We start from the raw sequence: 16,991 nt of genomic DNA on the forward strand, positions 1-16,991 counted from the left end.
GCACCCCCTCGATGCCCGAAGATGATGATGTTGCCGGCCAGCGGCCGGCACTACCACGCTTCAACGATGGCGTTTTTCCAGCACCGCCCGCGCATCGTCCAGCGACAGACCGCGCGCGCGCAGCAGTACCAGCAGGTGGTACAGCAGGTCCGAAGCCTCGCCGAGCAGCGCCTCGTCATCCTGCGCCACCGCCGCCAGCGCGGTCTCCACCCCCTCCTCACCCACCTTCTGTGCGATGCGGCGGATGCCGCCCTCGAACAGGCTGGTCGTATAGCTGCCCGGCGGGCGCTGCGACTCACGCATCGCCACCAACTGGCCCAGCCCGCCCAGGAAGTCCTTCGGCGCCTGGTCGAAACAGCTCTCCGCACCCGTGTGGCAGGTTGGTCCCGCCGGGCGTGCCATCACCAGCAGCGTGTCGGCATCGCAGTCGACGCTGATCGACTGCACCACCAGCACGTTGCCGGACTGCTCGCCCTTGGTCCACAACCGCTGCTTGCTGCGGCTGAAAAAGGTCATGTGGCCGATGGCCAGCGTGGCCGCCAGCGACTCTGCGCTGACATAGCCCAGCATCAGCACCTGCAGGGTATCGGCATCCTGCACCACGGCCGGCAGCAGGCCGTCGCCCTTGCCCCAGTCCAGCGCCTGCAATGCGTCCAACGACGGCCTGACTTCAATAGACATCCCGCACCTCGATCTGCTGTCCGCGCAGGTAGCGCTTCAATTCTGGAATAGCGATGGCGCCGCTGTGGAACACGCTCGCCGCCAGTGCACCATCGACGTCGGCCTGGTCGAAGGCTTCTGCGAAATGTTCCATCGCACCGGCGCCACCAGAGGCGATCAGCGGCACCTGGCACAGTGCCCGCGCCTGCTGCAACTGTGCGACATCGTAGCCGCGGCGCACGCCATCGCTGTCCATGCAGTTCAGCACGATCTCACCGGCGCCCCGACGTTGCGCCTCGACAATCCAGTCCAGGGTGCGCAGTGGCACCGCCTGGGTCTTGTCCGGGTCTCCGCTGAAACGGCGCACCCGCCATTGGCCATCCGCTTCGCGCACCGAATCGACACCGACCACCACGCATTGCACGCCGAACTCGTCGGCCAGTTCAGTGATCAGTTCGGGACGGCCCAGCGCGGGCGAGTTGATCGACACCTTGTCGGCACCGGCGAACAACACGCGGCGCGCGGTTTCCACGCTGTCGATGCCACCGGCCACGCAGAACGGAATGTCGATCAGCCGCGCGATGCGCTCGATCCAGGCAACGTCGACCGAACGCGCCTCGGGGCTGGCGCCGATGTCATAGAACACCAGCTCGTCGGCGCCCTGGTCGCGATAGCGCTGCGCCAACTCGGCGACGTCACCCATGTCGACGTGGTCGCGGAAGCGCACACCCTTGACCACCCGGCCATCGCGCACGTCAAGGCAGGGAATGATGCGGCGGCTCAACATGCCAGCGCCTCCGCCAGGTCCATGCGCTGTTCCAGCAGCGCCTTGCCGAGGATCGCACCGCCGCAACCCGCACTTCGCGCTTCAGCAACGTCGGCCACGTCACGGATGCCGCCGGACGCCTGCACCGCCACTCCCGGCAGCAATGCCGACAGGTGCTGGTAGAGGCCGATATTGGGCCCGGCCAGCATGCCGTCGCGGGCGATGTCGGTGCACAACAGGTGGCGCATGCCGGCGCGCGCGTAGCGCTGGGCCAGGTCATCCAGGGTCACCCCGGCGTTCTCGGTCCAGCCGTGCACCGGCAGCTGCCACTGCCCCTGTGCGTCCTGGCGGGCATCCAGCGCAATCGTGATGCGCTCGGCGCCGAATTCCTCCAGCCAGCCGACCACCTCATCGGGGCGACGCACCGCCAGCGAACCCACCACCACGCGGCCGGCGCCGGCATCGAGGATGCGCGCCACGTCGTCGCGGCCGCGCACGCCACCGCCGGTCTGCACCTGCAGCGGCGTGTGCGCGCGGATCGCCGCCAGCAGCGGCGCCAGCGTATAGCCACCGGCGCGTGCGGCATCCAGATCCACAAGGTGCATCCACTGCGCGCCCTGCGCGGCGAACGCCTGCGCGCGCGGCAGCGGATCGTCGCCGTAGGAGGTTTCCTGCGCGTAGTCGCCCTGGCGCAGCCGCACCACGCGGCCGTCGCGGATATCCAGCGCGGGGTAGACGATGAAACTCATGCAGCAGTGCCCTCGAGGAAATTGCGCAGCATCAGCGAGCCGGTCTCGCCGGAGCGCTCGGGATGGAACTGTGCGCCGTAGTAACGCCCCTGCTCCACCACGGCAGTGAACAGCCCGCCGTGGTCGCAGGCAGCGACGGTATGGGTATTGAGCGGCGCCGCATAGCTGTGCACGAAGTAGGCGCTGGCGCGTTCCGGCACACCCTGCAACAGCACCGACTCACGTAGCGGCAGCAGGCGGTTCCAGCCCATGTGCGGCACGCGGATGCCACAGGCCGGCACCAGCTTGCGCACCACGCCCGGAATCAGTCCCAGTGTCTCCACACCCGCTTCCTCGGAGCGTTCGAACAGCAGCTGCATGCCAAGGCAGATGCCCATCAGCGGCACCTCCAGCCGCTGCAACGGCTCGACCAGGCCCTGCGCGTGCAGGCGCTGCATGCCGGGACCGGCGGCGCCGACGCCGGGCAGGATCACCCGCTGCGCACCCACCAGGCCGTCCGCATCGCGCACCAGCCGCACCGTCGCGCCCAGCCGCTCCAGTGCGTAGCGCACCGAGCCCAGGTTGGCACCACCGGCATCGATCAGCGCAACATCGCTCACAGCGCCCCCTTGGTACTGGGCAACGCGGTGCCCTGCCTGGCCAGCGCCGGGCGCAGTGCGCGCGCCAGCGCCTTGAAGCAGGCCTCCACCTTGTGGTGATCGTTGTCGCCGCGCACCTGCAGGTTGAGGTTCAGGCCGCTGGCATCGCACAGCGAGCGGAAGAAATGCGGCACCAGCTCGGTCGGCATGTCCCCCACCCGCTCGCGCTTGAACTCGCCCTCGAACACGAAGTACGGGCGGCCGCTGAAGTCCAGCGCAGCACTGGCCAGCGTCTCGTCCATCGGCAGGGTGAAACCGTAGCGGCCGATGCCGCGCTTGTCGCCCAGCGCCTCGCGCAGGGCCTGGCCCAAGGCCAGCCCGGTGTCCTCGATGGTGTGGTGCTCATCGATGTGCAGGTCACCCTCGGCCTGGATGTCCAGCGCGAAGCCGCCGTGCTTGCCGATCTGTTCCAGCATGTGGTCGAAGAACGGCAGGCCGGTGGAGATGCGTGCATCACCGGCGCGATCCAGGTCCAGTTCGACGCGGATCTTGGTCTCCTTCGTGTTGCGCTGGACCACGGCGGTGCGCGGCGCGTCGGCCAGCGCGTGGGCAATGCCCGGCCAGTCCCACTCGCCCCCGAACTGCGCGGTGCGCAGCTGGAAGCCACGGATGTTGAGGTTGTCGGCGAACTGCAGGTCGGTGATGCGGTCGCCAACCATGGCCGAGCGTGCCCAGTCGATGCTGCGGTCCTGCAGGTAGGCGGTCATCAGGCCGATGCCCGGCTTGCGGGTCGTGGCGTTGTCCTGCGGCCAACTGCAGTCGATCAGCACGTCGCGGAAGGTGATGCCCTGGCTTTCGAAGATCTGCAGCATCAGCTCGTTGGGGCCATCGAAGCTGGCGCGCGGGTAGCTGTCGCTGCCCAGGCCGTCCTGGTTGGTGACGATCACGAACTGGTAGCCGGCGTCACGCAGCTTCAGCAGCGCCGGGATCACCTGCGGCACGAAGCGCAGCTTTTCGTAGGCGTCGATCTGGAAGTCGGACGGCTCCTCGATGAGGGTGCCGTCGCGGTCAATGAACAGGATCGGGGTCATGCTGCGGCCCTCCGCGCCGACAGGGCCGCAAGCACGCGGTCATTCTCTTCGGGGCTGCCAATGCTGATGCGCAGCGCATCACCCAGCTGCGGCGCGGCGCGCTGGTCGCGCACCACCACGCCCGCAGCCAGCAGCGTATCGAACGCGGCCTGGGCATCGGCGAAGCGAACCAGCAGGTAGTTGCCGGCCGAGCGGTAGACGCGACGCACGCCGGCCAGGCCCGGCAGCGCCACGCGCAGGCGTTCGCGCTCGGCAATCACCGTGGCTACGCGCTCGGCGGTCCGGGCCAGCGCGGCGGGTTGCAACGCCTGCACCGCCAGTTCCGCGCACGGCGTCGGCACCGGGTACGGCGCCTGGCAGCGGCGCAGCACGGCAATCAGCTCCGGGGCGGCCATCAGGGTGCCGATACGGGCAGCAGCCAGCGCGTGCGCCTTGGACAAGGTGCGCAGTACCGCCAGGTTGGCGTGTGCGGCCAGAAGCGTGGTGGCCGATGCGCGCCCCGCGTACTCCACATAGGCCTCGTCCACCACCACCAGCGCCTGCCCGCGCAGCGCAACCGCCACACGCTCGACCTCCTCCAGAGCGATGTCACTGCCGGCCGGGTTCGACGGTGCGCACAGGAACACCAGCTTGGCTCCCTGCGCCTTGGCCGCGTCGATCACCGCATCCAGATCGGCGCGCAGGCCATCCTCGCTGTCCACCAGCGGCACTTCAATCAATGCGGCGCCCTGCAGGCGTGCGCAGACGGCGTACATGCCGAACACCGGCGGCGTGACCAGCACGCCATCGCGACCGGGCACACACAGCGCGCGCACCAGCAGGTCGATGGCCTCGTCACTGCCGCGGCCGACCAGCAGCTGCTGTGGCGTCACGCCGTACAGCGCCGCCAGTTCCTCACGCAGCACCAGCGGTTGCGGTTCGGGATAGCGCCGGCTGCTGCCAGCCGCATCGGCCGGATTGGCCCAGGCCGACTCGTTGGCATTCAACCAGACCTCGCCCTGCACCACCGCACTGCGCGCCGAGCTGTAGCCGGCGAAGGCCTGCAGATCCGGGCGCACCAGTGCCAGCACGTCATCAATGGCGGCGCTCATGCGGCGGCCTCCATGCGCAATGCCACCGCACGTTCGTGGGCATCCAGGCCTTCGGCGCTGGCGATGATGCGTGCGCAGCCGCCGATCGCCGCCAGGCCGGCGGCGCTCGCGCTCTGCACGCTGATCAGGTTCTGGAAGCTGGCAACGCTGACGCCACTGTAGGCACGCGCGGCACCGGCGGTCGGCAGCACGTGGTTGGTGCCGCTGCAGTAGTCGCCCAGTGCTTCGGGGGTGTAATCCCCCAGGAACACCGAGCCGGCCGCCTGCACCTTGTCCAGCCACGCGCGCGGGTCGCGCAGGGCCAGGATCAGGTGCTCGGGCGCATAGCGGTTGCTGATCGCGAAGGCCTCGTCCAGCGAATCGACCTGGATCAGGCGCGAGGCCGACAAGGCCTGGCGCGCGATCTGCTGGCGCGGCAACACGGCCACCTGGCGCTCGACCTCGGCTTCGACCGCGGCCAGCATCGCGGCATCGTCGGTCAGCAGCAGTACCTGCGAATCCGGGCCATGCTCGGCCTGCGACAGCAGGTCGGCGGCGACGAATGCCGGATTGGCGCCGGCATCGGCAATCACCAGCACTTCCGAAGGACCGGCCGGCATGTCGATGGCGGCGGCGCCGTCCTGTGCGACCTGCTGCTTGGCTTCGGTAACGAAGCTGTTGCCCGGCCCGAACAGCTTGTCGCAGGCGGGAATGCTTGCGGTGCCATAGGCCATGGCAGCGATCGCCTGCGCGCCGCCCAGCTTGAACACGCGCTGCACGCCGGTCAGCCGCGCCGCCACCAGTACGGCCGGGTCTGCGCTGCCATCGGCTCGCGGCGGCGTGCACAGCACCACCTGCGGGCAGCCGGCCAGCTGTGCCGGAACACCCAGCATCAGCGCGGTGGACGGCAGCGGCGCGCTGCCGGCTGGCACGTACAGGCCCACCCGCCCGATCGGACGCAGCATGCGTTCGCAGACTACGCCCGGCGCGGTTTCAACTGCGTATCCCTTGCCCATGCCGGCGGCGTGGAAGCGGGCGATGCGCTCGGCCGCGTCCACCATGGCCTGGCGCAGTTCGCCGGGTACGGCGGCTTCGGCCGCAGCGTACTCGGCTTCGCTCACTGCAAAGGACGACAGTTCGACACCATCGAAGCGTGCGGTGATCGCACGCAGCGCGTCGTCGCCCTGCGCGCGCACCTGTGCAATCAGCGTCGCCACCGCGTCGCGGGTCTGCTGCGCCACGGTCTGCACCGGGCGGGTCAATGCCGCGCTGCGCGCGGCCTCATCAAGTCGGGACCAGATCAGACGGTTCATGCCAGCGACCGCTCCACGCTCAGTACCATCAGGCCCTGCGCACCCGCGCGCTCGAGTTCCTCCATGCGCTGCCAGCTCAGCGGGCCGGGGCACATGGTCTGCAGGCGCAGCGCACCGCCATCGGCCGGCAACCGCACCAGCGGCTCGGCATCGGCCAGCAACTGCGCCAGCGCGTCGACGCGATCCTCGCTGGCGCGGAACATCAGCAGCTTGCGGTCCTGGCGCTGCACCACGCCGTCGAGGCGGCGCAGCAGCATCGCGCGCAGCGATGCACGTGCATCATCCGGCACGCGCACCGCACCAGCCAGCACCGCCTCGCTGTCGAGCAGGTTGTGTACCGGGGTCAACTGGTTGGCACGCAGCGTGGCGCCGCTGGACACCAGATCGCAGATCAGGTCGGCGGTACCCAGGCGCGGGGCGATTTCCACCGACCCGGACAGCTCGACCACCTGCGCGTCCACGCCCTGCTCGGCCAGCCACTGCGTGAGGATGGCCGGGTAGCTGGTGGCGATGCGGGTGCCGGCCAGCTGCGCCGGGCCCTGCCACTGCCATTCCTCGGGCACCGCCAGCATCAGCCGGCACTGGCCGAAGCCCAGCCCGCGCAGCGCCTGGTAGGCGTCGGGCAGGCCGATCTGGCGACGTGCCGCGGCCTGCTCGTCCAGCTCGTTGCGGCCGACGATGCCGAGGTCGCAGACGCCGTCGGCGATCAGGCCGGGGATGTCGTCGTCGCGCACCAGCAGCAGGTCTACCGGCAGCGATTCGCCGTAGCAGAACAACTTGTCACGGCTTTCGCGCCAGCTCAGGCCACAGGCGCTGAGCAGGTTGCGGGCGGGCTCGGCCAGCCGGCCACTCTTCTGGATGGCGATACGCAGCCGGTCTCGTGCCGGCGCTGCCTGGGTTGCACTCATGGGGGAGGTCTCGAAGTTCGGAACGGGGCGCGGATCAGCGCGAAGCAAGGCGGTCGATGGCGGCGGCATAGCCCCGATGGCCATGCTCGAGCGTGCGCGCCACCCGTCCGGTGGTGGTCACGCTGACGCCGGTGCGCTCGTGGATCTCGCGGTACGGCACGCCCTGCTGCAGCAGCGGCACCACCTTCCAGCGGTCGGCCATGGCTTCCAGCTCGGCCGGAGTGCACAGGTCGCGCAGGAAGGCTTCCACCTGCTCCGGCTCGCGCAGGGCGGCAAAGGCCCGGGCCAGGGCTTCCAGGTCGGCCTTGGGGTCTTTGGCGGCAATATCGGGGCGGGCTTTCACGGGGCTGTTTCCATGCATCAATGTAATAGCGCGTTAGTACATTAGCGCATTCTTGCGCAGCGCGTCAAATCTGGGGGAGGCTGGGCGGCGCTGCCCCTGCGCCTGCTGCATGCGAAGCAAGGTCAAATGCCGGGTTGCAGAGGGTTGGCGGGGGCGGATCCGTTTCTGGAGGAAAACCGCCCTGACCCCAGGCAATGGCAAAAAAAAACGCCCACCGGGTGGCGGGCGTTTTCGTGGCGTGGTGGCGCGCGGCCAACCGGCCGTTACATCACCTTCGACTGCTCCAGCTCGACCTGCAGGGTGCTGGCCAGCTCGTCGCGGGAGACTTCGAACTGCTGCTCGCGCACCAGGTCCTTCACCGCCACCACGCCGCGCGCCAGCTCGTCCTCACCGGCCAGCACCACGAAGCGGATGCCGGCCTTGGCCGCGTACTGGAACTGCTTGCCGATCTTCTTCGGCTCCATCTGCACTTCGGTGTTGATGCCACCGGCGCGCAGGCGGCGGGCGATGTCCAGCGACTGCGCCATGCCCTGCTCGTCCATCAGCGCCACCAGCGCCTGCACGCTGCTGGCCTCGATGCCATCGATCAGGCCGGCTTCGCGCAGCTGCCAGAACAGGCGCGACAGGCCGATGGAGATGCCCACGCCCGGCAGCTTCGACTTGCTGTAGTGGCTGGCCAGGTCCTCGTAACGGCCGCCCGAACAGATCGAGCCGATCTGCGGGTGGTCGGTCAGCGTGGTCTCGTAGACGGTGCCGGTGTAATAGTCCAGGCCGCGCGCGATGGAGAAATTCAGGCAGTACGCGCTCTCCGGCACACCCAGTGCCTGCACCAGCTGCAGCACTTCGCGCAGCTCGGCGACGCCGGTGCGCAGGATTTCCGAAGAGCCGGCGTCGGCTTCAAGCGTGGCCAGCTGCGCCAGCGCATCGGCATGGCCCTGCGAACGCACGGCCACGAAGGCCAGGATCTTCTCGACCTGCTCGCCCGGGATGTTGAAGCCCTCGCCCACCAGCGTCTCGCGCACGTAATCGGCGCCGCGCTTGTCCAGCTTGTCCACTTCGCGCAGCACCGCCAGCTGGCGCTCGCCTTCGGCCACGCCCAGGCTTTCGAAGAAGCCGCGCATGAGCTTGCGGTTGTTCAGCTGGATGCTGAAGTCGCCGATGCGCAGCTCCGAGAACACGGCGTGGATGACCGCCAGCACTTCGGCATCATAGCGAACGCTCAGGCTGTCCTTGCCGATCACGTCGATGTCGCACTGGTAGAACTCACGGAAACGGCCGCGCTGGGCACGCTCGCCGCGGTACACGCGCTGCATCTGGTAGCGACGGAACGGGAAGGTGAGTTCGTGTTCGTGCTCGGCCACGTAGCGTGCCAGCGGCACGGTCAGGTCGAAGCGCAGCGCCATCTCCGGCAGCGAGCGGTCGCCCGATTCGGCCGCGTTGGCCAGCGCACCGGTGGACTGCACGAAGTACACCTGGCGCTCGGTCTCGCCGCCGGACTTGGTCAGCAGCACGTCGGACAGCTCGAACACCGGCGTCTCCACCGGCAGGAACCCGAAGCGCTCGTAGTTGCGGCGGATGACGTCCAGCATGCGCTGGAACGCAATCTGCTCGCGCGGCAGCAGTTCAAGGGTGCCGGGCGGGGTACGGGGCTTGATCACGGGCGGAACTCCTGCTGGAACGGGACGTGGGAGGGGGCGACATTCTAGCGCCCCCGCCTCGGGCAGGGTCGAACGGCCGCTTGAAGTATCATAAGGCCCTCCCCGCCCGCGATACGCCCCCGCACCATGTCACGGCCTTCCGGCGCTCCGCCGGCCACCAACGATCCCGCCTCGCCGTCCTGCACCACGCTGGACTGCCTGCACTGCTCGGTTCGCCATCTTGCGGTGTGCTCGGCGCTGTCGCCCGATGAAGTGCAGGCGCTGGAACAGGTCACCGTTTCGCAGCAGGTGAGCATGGGCAGCACGCTGGCCCGCACGGGTGAAGAGCGAGACCATGTCTATACACTGACTGCCGGCGCACTGCGCCTGGTACGCACCCTGGCCGACGGCCGCCGCCAGATCAACGGCTTCGTGCTGCCCGGCGACTACCTGGGCCTGAGCGGCAGCGACCACCATCGCTGCGACATCGAAGCCATCGCCGACAGCCGCGTGTGCCGCGTCGCGCTGCCACAGATGAAGCTGCTGCGCAGCCGCTTCCCTCATCTGGAGCGCAAGCTGCTGCAGCGTGCCTGCCAGGAACTGGATGCCGCGCAGGACGCCGCACTGGCCCTGGCACGCCTGCAGCCGGCCGAGAAGCTGGCCGATTTCCTGCTGCGCCTGGCCGCGCGTGAAGCCAGGCTGGGCGGCGACGGCCTGCGCGTGTCGCTGCCGATGGGCCGAGGCGACATTGCCGACCATCTGGGCCTGACCATGGAAACGGTCAGCCGCACCTTCACCAAGCTGCGCCAGCAGGGACTGATTGCCCTGCCCCACCTGAACGTAGTGGAGATCCTCGACGAGGACGGGCTGCGCGCACTGGCCGGTGAAGGGTTGATCTGACCGCACTGCGGCTGATGATGGGATTGCCTGCCAGCGGCCGGCACTACCGGAAGGATGCAACACAGGTAGTGCCGGCCGCTGGCCGGCCACCGCATCCCTCTCCGATCAACGCAACAACACCTCGCGCAACGCCGCGTAATCTGCCGCCAATGGTTCGGCGTGCGCCGGTCGCTGCAGCAACGCATCCAGCGCAGGCGGCACCGTCACCGTTTCACCGATCAACGGCTCGACCACGGCCTCGAACTTGGCCGGATGTGCGGTGGCCACCACCGCCCAGTCGCCCTTGGCACCGCGCGCGCGCAGATCCTGCAGCACCTTCACCGCCGTAGCCGTATGCGGGCAGAACAGCTCGCCACTGCTGGCATGGGCCGCCGCAATCGTCGCGCGGATGGTCACGTCATCCACCGCGAACGCGCGGAAAGCTGCACGCAGTTCCGCGTCGTCGCCGTGGTAGAGCCAGCGCAGTCGCTCGAAGTTGCTCGGCGCACCCACGTCCATTGCATTGGCCACGGTGGCCACACTGGCCTGCGGCTGGTAGTCGCCGCCACCGAAGTACGCGGGCAGCACGGCATTGGCATTGGTGGCCAGCACGATCTGCCCGATCGGCACCCCCAGTGCGCGCGCCAGCACCGCGGCCATCGCGTTGCCCAGGTTGCCGGTCGGCACCACCAGGTTGAGCCGGCGACGATGCAACGCGTAGTGGCTCAGTGCCGTATGTGCGTAATAACTCATCTGCGGCAGCAGGCGACCGAGGCTGATGCTGTTGGCCGAGCTCAGCGGCACCTGTGCCTGCAGTTCGCGGTCGGCCAGCGCCTGCTTGACCATGGCCTGGCAGTCGTCGAAGGCACCGGCCACGCGCAGCGCCTGGATGTTGTCACCGAAGCAGCCGAGCTGGTGCGCCTGGCGCGGTGACACGCGGCCATCCGGATACAGCACCACCACGCGTACGCCTGGCTGGCGATGGAAGGCCGCGGCAACGGCGGCGCCGGTATCGCCGGAGGTGGCGACGACGATGGTCAGATCACGGTCCTTGCCGGCCTGCAGCCGCGACAGCGTACCGGCCAGGAAACGCGCACCAATGTCCTTGAACGCCGCCGTCGGTCCATGGAACAGTTCCAGCACGTGGTCACCGTCGCCGAGCGCACGCAGCGGCACCGGGAAGTCGAACGCCTCGCGGCAGATCGACGGCAATGCGGCCTCCAGCGCATCCCCGGCGAAGAACGGTGCCAGTAGATCTGCAGCGGTATCGGCCAGGGCCGCACCGGCTTCCAGCTCACGTGGCGCCGGCAGTACCTGGGGCACGTACAGGCCACCATCGGGCGCCAAGCCTGCAGCGATGGCCGCACTGAGGCCAACGGCCGGGGACCGGCCGCGGGTCGAAACGAATTGCATGGGTTCAGTATCCAAAGAGGGAGAAGGATTCAGCACAACCGGGCTCCCGGCGCATCCAGCGGCGACACCCAGGCATCGCTGTCGAAGCCGGCAGCAGCGAATGCGGTCTGCACCGGCGCCGCGGCAGCGTGGGCCTGGTCGGCATCTTCGAACCAGGCGAACACGCTGGGGCCGGCACCGGAGATGCCTGCGCCCATTGCACGGGCTGACAACGCCGCATCGCGAGCCGCCTCGAAGCCGCCGATCAGTCCCGCCCGTCGCGGCTCCACCAGCACATCGCGCAGGCCAGCGCGCACCAGCGCCGCGTCGCTGCGATGGCAGCCGCTGAGCACCAACGCAAGATTCGCACTCTGCGCCACGAATTCACCCAGCGCATAGCTGCCTTGCAGCGCCTGGCGTGCCAGACGGGTTTCCAGCACCGCGTGCGGGTGCACCAGCAGGCTGTGCCAACTGGCTGGCACAGGGATCGGCAGCAGGCGGTCGGCCGTGCACAACGCCAGCCCGCCGAGCAGCAGCGGGCCCACGTTGTCGCCGTGGCGGCCCCCACTGGCCACGGCCTCGCCGTCCAGCGCGAACGGGTACAGCGCCTCGCGCGGTAGTGGCGCATCCAGCAATGCATTGGCAGCAACCAGCGCGGCGACGCACGACGCTGCCGAGCCGCCCATGCCCGAGCCGAATGGAATGCCCTTGTCGATCTCCACCGCGAAGCCGAAGTCCAGGTCCAGCCCTGCGCGCAGCGACATCAACGCCGCACCTGCGGTGTTTCCAGCCGCCTCCAGCGGCAGTTCGACCGCACTGCCACGGATCGCCTCGATGCGCACCACCGGCTCATCGATACGCCGCACGCTCACCGTATCGCCGACGCCTGCAATGGCATGCCCAAGAATGTCGAAGCCCACCGCCACGTTGGCCACCGAGGCGGGCGCAAATGCACGTGCGATCACAGGCGTGCCCCCTCGCCAGCGGCTACCCGCAGCAGGTCGGCGAACACGCCCGCCGCCGTCACTTCCGGTCCAGCGCCCGGTCCCTGCACCACCAGCGGGTTGTCGCAGTAGCGGCGGGTACGGAACTGCACCACGTTGTCGGTCAGCCGCAGGTTGGCGAAGGCATGGTCGGCCGGCAGCTCCTGCAGGCCCACCGAGGCGCCGTCGGCGCCCAGCCGTGCCACGTAGCGCAGCACCGCGCCACGCGCCCGCGCGTCCTGCAGGCGCTGCAGCAGGCTGGCATCGGACTCGCCCAGCCGCGCCATGAAGTCATCCACGCTGCCGTCGCGCAGCAGTGCCGGCACCAGGCTTTCCACCTGTACCTGCTCCAGGCTGAGCGCGTGACCGGCCTCTCGGGCAAGGATCACCAGCTTGCGTGCTACGTCCACCCCCGAAAGATCATCGCGCGGGTCCGGCTCGGTATATCCCATCGACCGCGCCTGCGCGACCAGCTGCGAGAACGGCTGACTGCCATCGAAGCGGTTGAACAGCCAGGCCAGCGTGCCGGAGAAGATGCCTTCAATCGCCAGCACTTCATCACCGGTATCGACCAGGTCGCGTAGCGTGGTGATCACCGGCAGGCCCGCGCCCACGGTGGCCTCGTAGCGGAAGCGCGCGCCACTGGCCGCTGCGGCGGCGCGGATGCGCTGGTAGCGCGGCAGCGGCCCGGCACCCGCCTGTTTGTTCGGGGTGACCACATGGATGCCCGCCGCCAGCCAGCCCTCGTAGCGCTCGGCCACCTCGGCACTGCCGCTGCAGTCGATCACCACCGCATGCGGCAGGTGCGCAGCCAGCAGGTGTTCGGTGAAACGATCAAGATCGCTGGATTCACCCGCGTCCCGCAGGGCCTCGCGCCAGTCCGCATGCAGGCCGTCCACTTCCAGGCGCATGCGCGAACGCGAGGCCAGCGCGCGCAGGCGAAGATCCACATTGGCCTTGGCCAGCAGCTGCGGGCGCGCGGCCAGCAACTGGTCCAGCAGTGCGGCGCCAACGTTGCCGGGCCCGATCACACCGACCGCGAAGGTCTGCGGCGATAGCCAGAAGCCTGCATGCGCCGCGCGCAGCGCACGGGTGGCATCGGCACTGTCCACTGCGACCGAGATGTTGCGCTCGGACGAGCCCTGCGCAATCGCCAGGATGTTCACCTGCGCACGCCCCAGTGCCTCGAACAGGCGCGCCGCCACGCCTGGCTGCCCGGCCATGCCATCACCGACCGCGGCCAGTACGCTGACGCCTTCACTGACCTGCACGCGCTGCACCTGTCCCGCTGACAACTCGTGCGCAAATGCGTGCAGCAGTGCATCGCGGCCACGGCCGGCTTCGGCAGCACGCACCACGCAGCAGATTGAATGTTCCGACGAACCCTGCGAGATCATCACCACCGACACCTGCGCCTGGCGCAGGGCGGCGAATACGCGCTCTGCAGTGCCGGGCACGCCGATCAGGCCGGTGCCTTCCAGGTTCAAAAGGGCCAGGCCCGGGCTCAGGGTCAGGCCCTTTACCGGCCCACGCGGCGAGCGCTCGGCACTGATGCGCGTACCCGGATGCGCCGGCTGGAACGTATTGCGGATGAAGATCGGCAGACCGAGGCGGATCGCCGGCGACATCGTCTGCGGGTGCACCACCTTGGCGCCGAAGTACGCCAGTTCGCAGGCCTCGTCGTAGCTCAGCGCTTCCAGCTGCACTGCCTCGGGCACCAGCCGTGGGTCCGCCGACAGCACGCCATCGACATCGGTCCAGATGTGCAGCTCGTCAGCGTTGAACAGCGCGGCAAAGATCGCACCGGAATAGTCGCTGCCGTTGCGGCCGAGGGTGGTGATGCGGTCATCGCGATCGCGTGCGACGAATCCGGTGGCGACCAGGCGCGACTGCGGATGCTGCAGGCGCCACTTGGCCAGGCGGTCGGCACTGGCTTCCCAGTCGACATCCACGCCGAGTTCGCCATGCCCGACCACCAGCACATCGCGCGCGTCGAGTACCGCGCAGTCTTCGCCCAGCGCGCGCAGATACTTGCCAAGCAGCTGTGCGGAAAACACTTCGCCCAAGCCCTGCACACGGTCCAGCACCTCGCGCGGCAGCTCGCCGATCACCGCCAGCGCGGCCAGCACTTCGGCCAACTGATCGAAGCGGGCGTCGATCCACTCGACCGTCTCGCCCACCTGCTCGCCCAGCAGCGCCACGGCAGCGCCGCGATGGCGTGCGCGCAGGGCATGCCAGGCCTCACGCCAGCCTTCATCGCCCTTGGCCGCCAGCTGGGCCAGTTCGATCAGCGCATCGGTGACGCCCTTCATCGCCGAGACGACAGTGACCTGCAACGATTCGGGACGGGCCAGCAGCAGGCCGCCCACATGGCGATAGCGTTCGGCATCGGCCACCGAGGTGCCGCCGAACTTGTGCACGACGGTGAACGGTGCAGCCAGGTCGGCCGGGGCAACGGAATGGGCGGGGGCGTGGGAAGACATGCAGACCTCGGTAGGAGGCCCCGTCGCATGCAGGTGTCGAGTTTCCCCGCCACCTGGATGGTGCGGGGCCGTGGTTTTCGGGAGTTACACGAAGACGACGGGCCGCACCAGGGCAGTGGTGACGGTGGTGGTGGTAATGGTGGTGATGGTCGCGACCGGCGCAGTCGAACGGCCCGCAGTGGCGGGGGCGATCAGGCTGGCGTGGGCGGCATCAAGGACCATGGCGCACAGAAAACACCGTGCGCCCGGCCGCTGTCAAGTGCTGCGATGCAGAAAACCGCTGCCGCGATCATCGGCCAACGTGCCGCCATTTGGTTGCAATTGAGACAAAGCCGGCATCAGCACGCTTGACGACTGCATTCAGCCGGCATGTTCGGCGATCGCCCGTGGTGTGCGATGCGCGTGCGCGCACAGCATCACGCCAGCCACCAGGAACACGATTGCCAACGCTTCCAGCAACGAGGGCCAACGCCGCTGCCAGGCAAACGCGTACAGCAGCGCGAACAGGGTTTCGAACACGATCATCTGGCCAGTCAGGGTCAGTGGCAGCAGGCGGCTGGCGCGGTTCCAGAATGCATTGCCGAGGATCGAGGCCACCACTGCCACGCCGGCGCTGATCGCCCAGAACCCGCCCCATTGCGCCGCCGTATGGCTGCCGGTGTGCCCGGTGAAGGCCATCGGCACCAGCAGCAGGGCCAGGCCGCCGGTGGTGACGCCGTTCAGCAGCGACCAGTCATGGCTGGACAGGTCCGGCCTGCGCGCCAGCCAGCGGCTGTTGCCGATCGAATACAGCGCCCACGAGAACAGCGCACCGAACGCGCACAGCAGCCCGATCAGGCGCTGCCGCCACGGGGTCGCCAGGTGCTCGGACATCAGCGCTTCCCAACCCACCAGGGCGACCCCCAGCACGCACAGCCCCAGTGCCGGCAACAGCTGCTTCAGTGGTACAGCGCCCTGCTCGCGCACGCCAACGAGGGTGACCACCACCGGAATCAGGCCAACGATCAGCGATGCCGCAGCGCCACCGGCCCACTGCACGGCGGTCGCCAGCAGCAGGAAATACACCAGGTTGCCTGCCAGGCTCAGCCACAGCAGGCCGATCCATTCGGCACGGCCCAGCCGCGGCGCCAGCCGTTTCCATCGCGGCAGCAGCAGGGCGACGGCAATCAGGCCATAGACCAGGTAGCGGCCGGCGGACAGTTGCAGCGCATTGAACGACCGAAGCACGGCAGGCGCGAGAAAGACCACGCCCCAGAGTGCGCCAGCGGCAACGCCATTGGCGATGCCCACGGCCATCGGGTTGTTGCGCATTCGGTTGTCCGGGGGGATGGAACGGGCCACGCAGTGTAAGCGCTGGCCTGCGCGGCACGCTTGACCGAGGCTACTGCGCTGCGCTGCCGCTGACCTGTGAGCCGAGCATCGGCTCGGCTCTACACGTCAGCCGGCACCCCTGCGCCACGCAGCGGGGGTCTGGCCACATTCGCGGCGCAGCGCACGGGTCAGTGCGCTCTGCTCGGAATAGCCTGCAGCCAGTGCGATATCGCTGATCGGCGCGGCAGTGGTGCGCAGCTGATGCTTGGCCCAACGCAAGCGGCACGCGCTTAGCCAGGCCTGCGGGCTCAGCCCGAACTCGCGCTGGAACAGCGCGTGCAAGCGGCTCTCGCTGACACCGACAAAGCCGGCCATCCGGGCAACCGGCCAGGCCCGGCCGGGATCGGCCTGCACCGCCGCGCACAGGCCCTGCATGCGCGCGCCACTGCCCGCCGGTGCAAATACCTGCAGCAACTGCGGCAGCAGCGCCGGCATCGGCTGCCCTGCCTGCACGTCGGCCAGGCGCTGCCGCAACGCCAGCGGCAGATGCAGCCAGCGCTGGCGGCACAGATGCTCCTGCGTGCCGTCATCAAGCACGCCTGCAGGACAATCAACGATCACGAAACCATTGGGGCCGTCCGCCATCTGGTCATGTGCTTCGCCGGCGGCGACAAATGCCCCCTGCAGCAGGTCCAGCCGGCCGCCGCGCCCTTCCATCTCGAACTGCAGTTCGCCCTGCAGCGGCAGCACCCATTGCGCGTAGTCATGGCGGTCCAGGCCGGTGGCCTGCCCGTAGTGCCGCAGATGGAAGATGGCGCCCATCCGGGC

The 16,991-nt window shown here is 68.9% G+C and carries 17 protein-coding genes; 1 reads left to right on the plus strand and 16 read right to left on the minus strand.

All coding sequences use genetic code 11. The features are described 5' to 3' along the window. Positions 1 to 60: 60 nt before the first annotated feature. The 10 genes from hisIE to hisS all read right to left on the minus strand — a co-directional run bounded on the left by hisIE (position 61) and on the right by hisS (position 9,136). Positions 61 to 681, minus strand: a complete 621-nt coding sequence (hisIE, locus tag AC5P66_RS14285; protein ID WP_049413784.1) for a bifunctional phosphoribosyl-AMP cyclohydrolase/phosphoribosyl-ATP diphosphatase HisIE — start codon at positions 679 to 681, stop codon at positions 61 to 63. After that, positions 671 to 1,447 (minus strand): imidazole glycerol phosphate synthase subunit HisF, encoded by a 777-nt coding sequence (gene hisF / locus AC5P66_RS14290; RefSeq protein WP_099495183.1) that lies wholly within the window; start codon positions 1,445 to 1,447, stop codon positions 671 to 673. The genes hisIE and hisF overlap by 11 nt, the downstream gene beginning before the upstream one ends. Further along, positions 1,441 to 2,175, minus strand: coding sequence for a 1-(5-phosphoribosyl)-5-[(5-phosphoribosylamino)methylideneamino]imidazole-4-carboxamide isomerase (gene hisA / locus AC5P66_RS14295; protein WP_099495182.1), 735 nt, complete (start codon positions 2,173 to 2,175; stop codon positions 1,441 to 1,443). The genes hisF and hisA overlap by 7 nt, the downstream gene beginning before the upstream one ends. Next, complete coding sequence (gene hisH / locus AC5P66_RS14300) at positions 2,172 to 2,774, minus strand: imidazole glycerol phosphate synthase subunit HisH (RefSeq protein WP_049413788.1); 603 nt, start codon at positions 2,772 to 2,774, stop codon at positions 2,172 to 2,174. The genes hisA and hisH overlap by 4 nt, the downstream gene beginning before the upstream one ends. Next, positions 2,771 to 3,844, minus strand: coding sequence for a bifunctional histidinol-phosphatase/imidazoleglycerol-phosphate dehydratase HisB (gene hisB / locus AC5P66_RS14305; protein ID WP_049413790.1), 1,074 nt, complete (start codon positions 3,842 to 3,844; stop codon positions 2,771 to 2,773). Before hisB ends, hisH begins: the two co-directional genes overlap by 4 nt. Beyond that, on the minus strand, positions 3,841 to 4,935 hold the full coding sequence (gene hisC / locus AC5P66_RS14310) for a histidinol-phosphate transaminase (RefSeq protein ID WP_099495181.1): 1,095 nt from the start codon (positions 4,933 to 4,935) through the stop codon (positions 3,841 to 3,843). The genes hisB and hisC overlap by 4 nt, the downstream gene beginning before the upstream one ends. After that, a complete protein-coding gene (gene hisD / locus AC5P66_RS14315; protein WP_099495180.1) occupies positions 4,932 to 6,227 on the minus strand; it encodes a histidinol dehydrogenase in 1,296 nt (431 codons plus the stop codon). Before hisD ends, hisC begins: the two co-directional genes overlap by 4 nt. Beyond that, positions 6,224 to 7,135, minus strand: a complete 912-nt coding sequence (hisG, locus tag AC5P66_RS14320) for an ATP phosphoribosyltransferase (RefSeq protein ID WP_049438529.1) — start codon at positions 7,133 to 7,135, stop codon at positions 6,224 to 6,226. The genes hisD and hisG overlap by 4 nt, the downstream gene beginning before the upstream one ends. A gap of 34 nt (positions 7,136 to 7,169) precedes the next feature. Further along, positions 7,170 to 7,478 (minus strand): YerC/YecD family TrpR-related protein, encoded by a 309-nt coding sequence (locus AC5P66_RS14325; protein WP_049438528.1) that lies wholly within the window; start codon positions 7,476 to 7,478, stop codon positions 7,170 to 7,172. 263 nt (positions 7,479 to 7,741) lie between these two features. Continuing rightward, complete coding sequence (gene hisS / locus AC5P66_RS14330; protein ID WP_049413795.1) at positions 7,742 to 9,136, minus strand: histidine--tRNA ligase; 1,395 nt, start codon at positions 9,134 to 9,136, stop codon at positions 7,742 to 7,744. A 126-nt stretch (positions 9,137 to 9,262) separates the two neighbouring features. Here hisS and AC5P66_RS14335 point away from each other — a divergent pair, with 126 nt between their 5' ends. Then, positions 9,263 to 10,015, plus strand: coding sequence for a Crp/Fnr family transcriptional regulator (locus AC5P66_RS14335; RefSeq protein ID WP_099495177.1), 753 nt, complete (start codon positions 9,263 to 9,265; stop codon positions 10,013 to 10,015). Between the two features lie 105 nt (positions 10,016 to 10,120). Here AC5P66_RS14335 and thrC read toward each other — a convergent pair whose 3' ends face one another. From thrC to AC5P66_RS14365, 6 genes are all read right to left on the minus strand, one after another. Further along, entirely contained in the window at positions 10,121 to 11,407 is a 1,287-nt protein-coding gene (gene thrC, locus AC5P66_RS14340) for a threonine synthase (protein WP_099495176.1), read from the minus strand. Between the two features lie 29 nt (positions 11,408 to 11,436). Then, positions 11,437 to 12,351 (minus strand): homoserine kinase, encoded by a 915-nt coding sequence (locus tag AC5P66_RS14345; RefSeq protein WP_099487431.1) that lies wholly within the window; start codon positions 12,349 to 12,351, stop codon positions 11,437 to 11,439. Next, positions 12,348 to 14,852 (minus strand): bifunctional aspartate kinase/homoserine dehydrogenase I, encoded by a 2,505-nt coding sequence (gene thrA / locus AC5P66_RS14350; protein ID WP_099495175.1) that lies wholly within the window; start codon positions 14,850 to 14,852, stop codon positions 12,348 to 12,350. Before thrA ends, AC5P66_RS14345 begins: the two co-directional genes overlap by 4 nt. A gap of 84 nt (positions 14,853 to 14,936) precedes the next feature. Beyond that, positions 14,937 to 15,074, minus strand: a complete 138-nt coding sequence (locus tag AC5P66_RS14355) for a hypothetical protein (RefSeq protein ID WP_164283343.1) — start codon at positions 15,072 to 15,074, stop codon at positions 14,937 to 14,939. 138 nt (positions 15,075 to 15,212) lie between these two features. Next, positions 15,213 to 16,163 (minus strand): DMT family transporter, encoded by a 951-nt coding sequence (locus tag AC5P66_RS14360; protein WP_099495174.1) that lies wholly within the window; start codon positions 16,161 to 16,163, stop codon positions 15,213 to 15,215. Positions 16,164 to 16,289: 126 nt separating this feature from the next. Continuing rightward, entirely contained in the window at positions 16,290 to 16,985 is a 696-nt protein-coding gene (locus AC5P66_RS14365) for a helix-turn-helix transcriptional regulator (RefSeq protein WP_099495173.1), read from the minus strand. Positions 16,986 to 16,991 lie beyond the last annotated feature (6 nt).

The organism is Stenotrophomonas sp. YJH_SMC_122, assembly GCF_059369535.1.

Bases quoted from the DNA above. Each gene is read 5' to 3' on its own strand.
- hisIE (WP_049413784.1), bottom strand. From the start codon at position 681: ATGTCTATTGAAGTCAGGCCGTCGTTGGACGCATTGCAGGCGCTGGAC.
- hisF (WP_099495183.1), bottom strand. From the start codon at position 1,447: ATGTTGAGCCGCCGCATCATTCCCTGCCTTGACGTGCGCGATGGCCGG.
- hisA (WP_099495182.1), bottom strand. From the start codon at position 2,175: ATGAGTTTCATCGTCTACCCCGCGCTGGATATCCGCGACGGCCGCGTG.
- hisB (WP_049413790.1), bottom strand. From the start codon at position 3,844: ATGACCCCGATCCTGTTCATTGACCGCGACGGCACCCTCATCGAGGAG.
- hisC (WP_099495181.1), bottom strand. From the start codon at position 4,935: ATGAGCGCCGCCATTGATGACGTGCTGGCACTGGTGCGCCCGGATCTG.
- hisD (WP_099495180.1), bottom strand. From the start codon at position 6,227: ATGAACCGTCTGATCTGGTCCCGACTTGATGAGGCCGCGCGCAGCGCG.
- hisG (WP_049438529.1), bottom strand. From the start codon at position 7,135: ATGAGTGCAACCCAGGCAGCGCCGGCACGAGACCGGCTGCGTATCGCC.
- AC5P66_RS14335 (WP_099495177.1), top strand. From the start codon at position 9,263: ATGTCACGGCCTTCCGGCGCTCCGCCGGCCACCAACGATCCCGCCTCG.
- thrC (WP_099495176.1), bottom strand. From the start codon at position 11,407: ATGCAATTCGTTTCGACCCGCGGCCGGTCCCCGGCCGTTGGCCTCAGT.
- thrA (WP_099495175.1), bottom strand. From the start codon at position 14,852: ATGTCTTCCCACGCCCCCGCCCATTCCGTTGCCCCGGCCGACCTGGCT.
- AC5P66_RS14355 (WP_164283343.1), bottom strand. From the start codon at position 15,074: ATGGTCCTTGATGCCGCCCACGCCAGCCTGATCGCCCCCGCCACTGCG.
- AC5P66_RS14360 (WP_099495174.1), bottom strand. From the start codon at position 16,163: ATGCGCAACAACCCGATGGCCGTGGGCATCGCCAATGGCGTTGCCGCT.
- AC5P66_RS14365 (WP_099495173.1), bottom strand. From the start codon at position 16,985: ATGGGCGCCATCTTCCATCTGCGGCACTACGGGCAGGCCACCGGCCTG.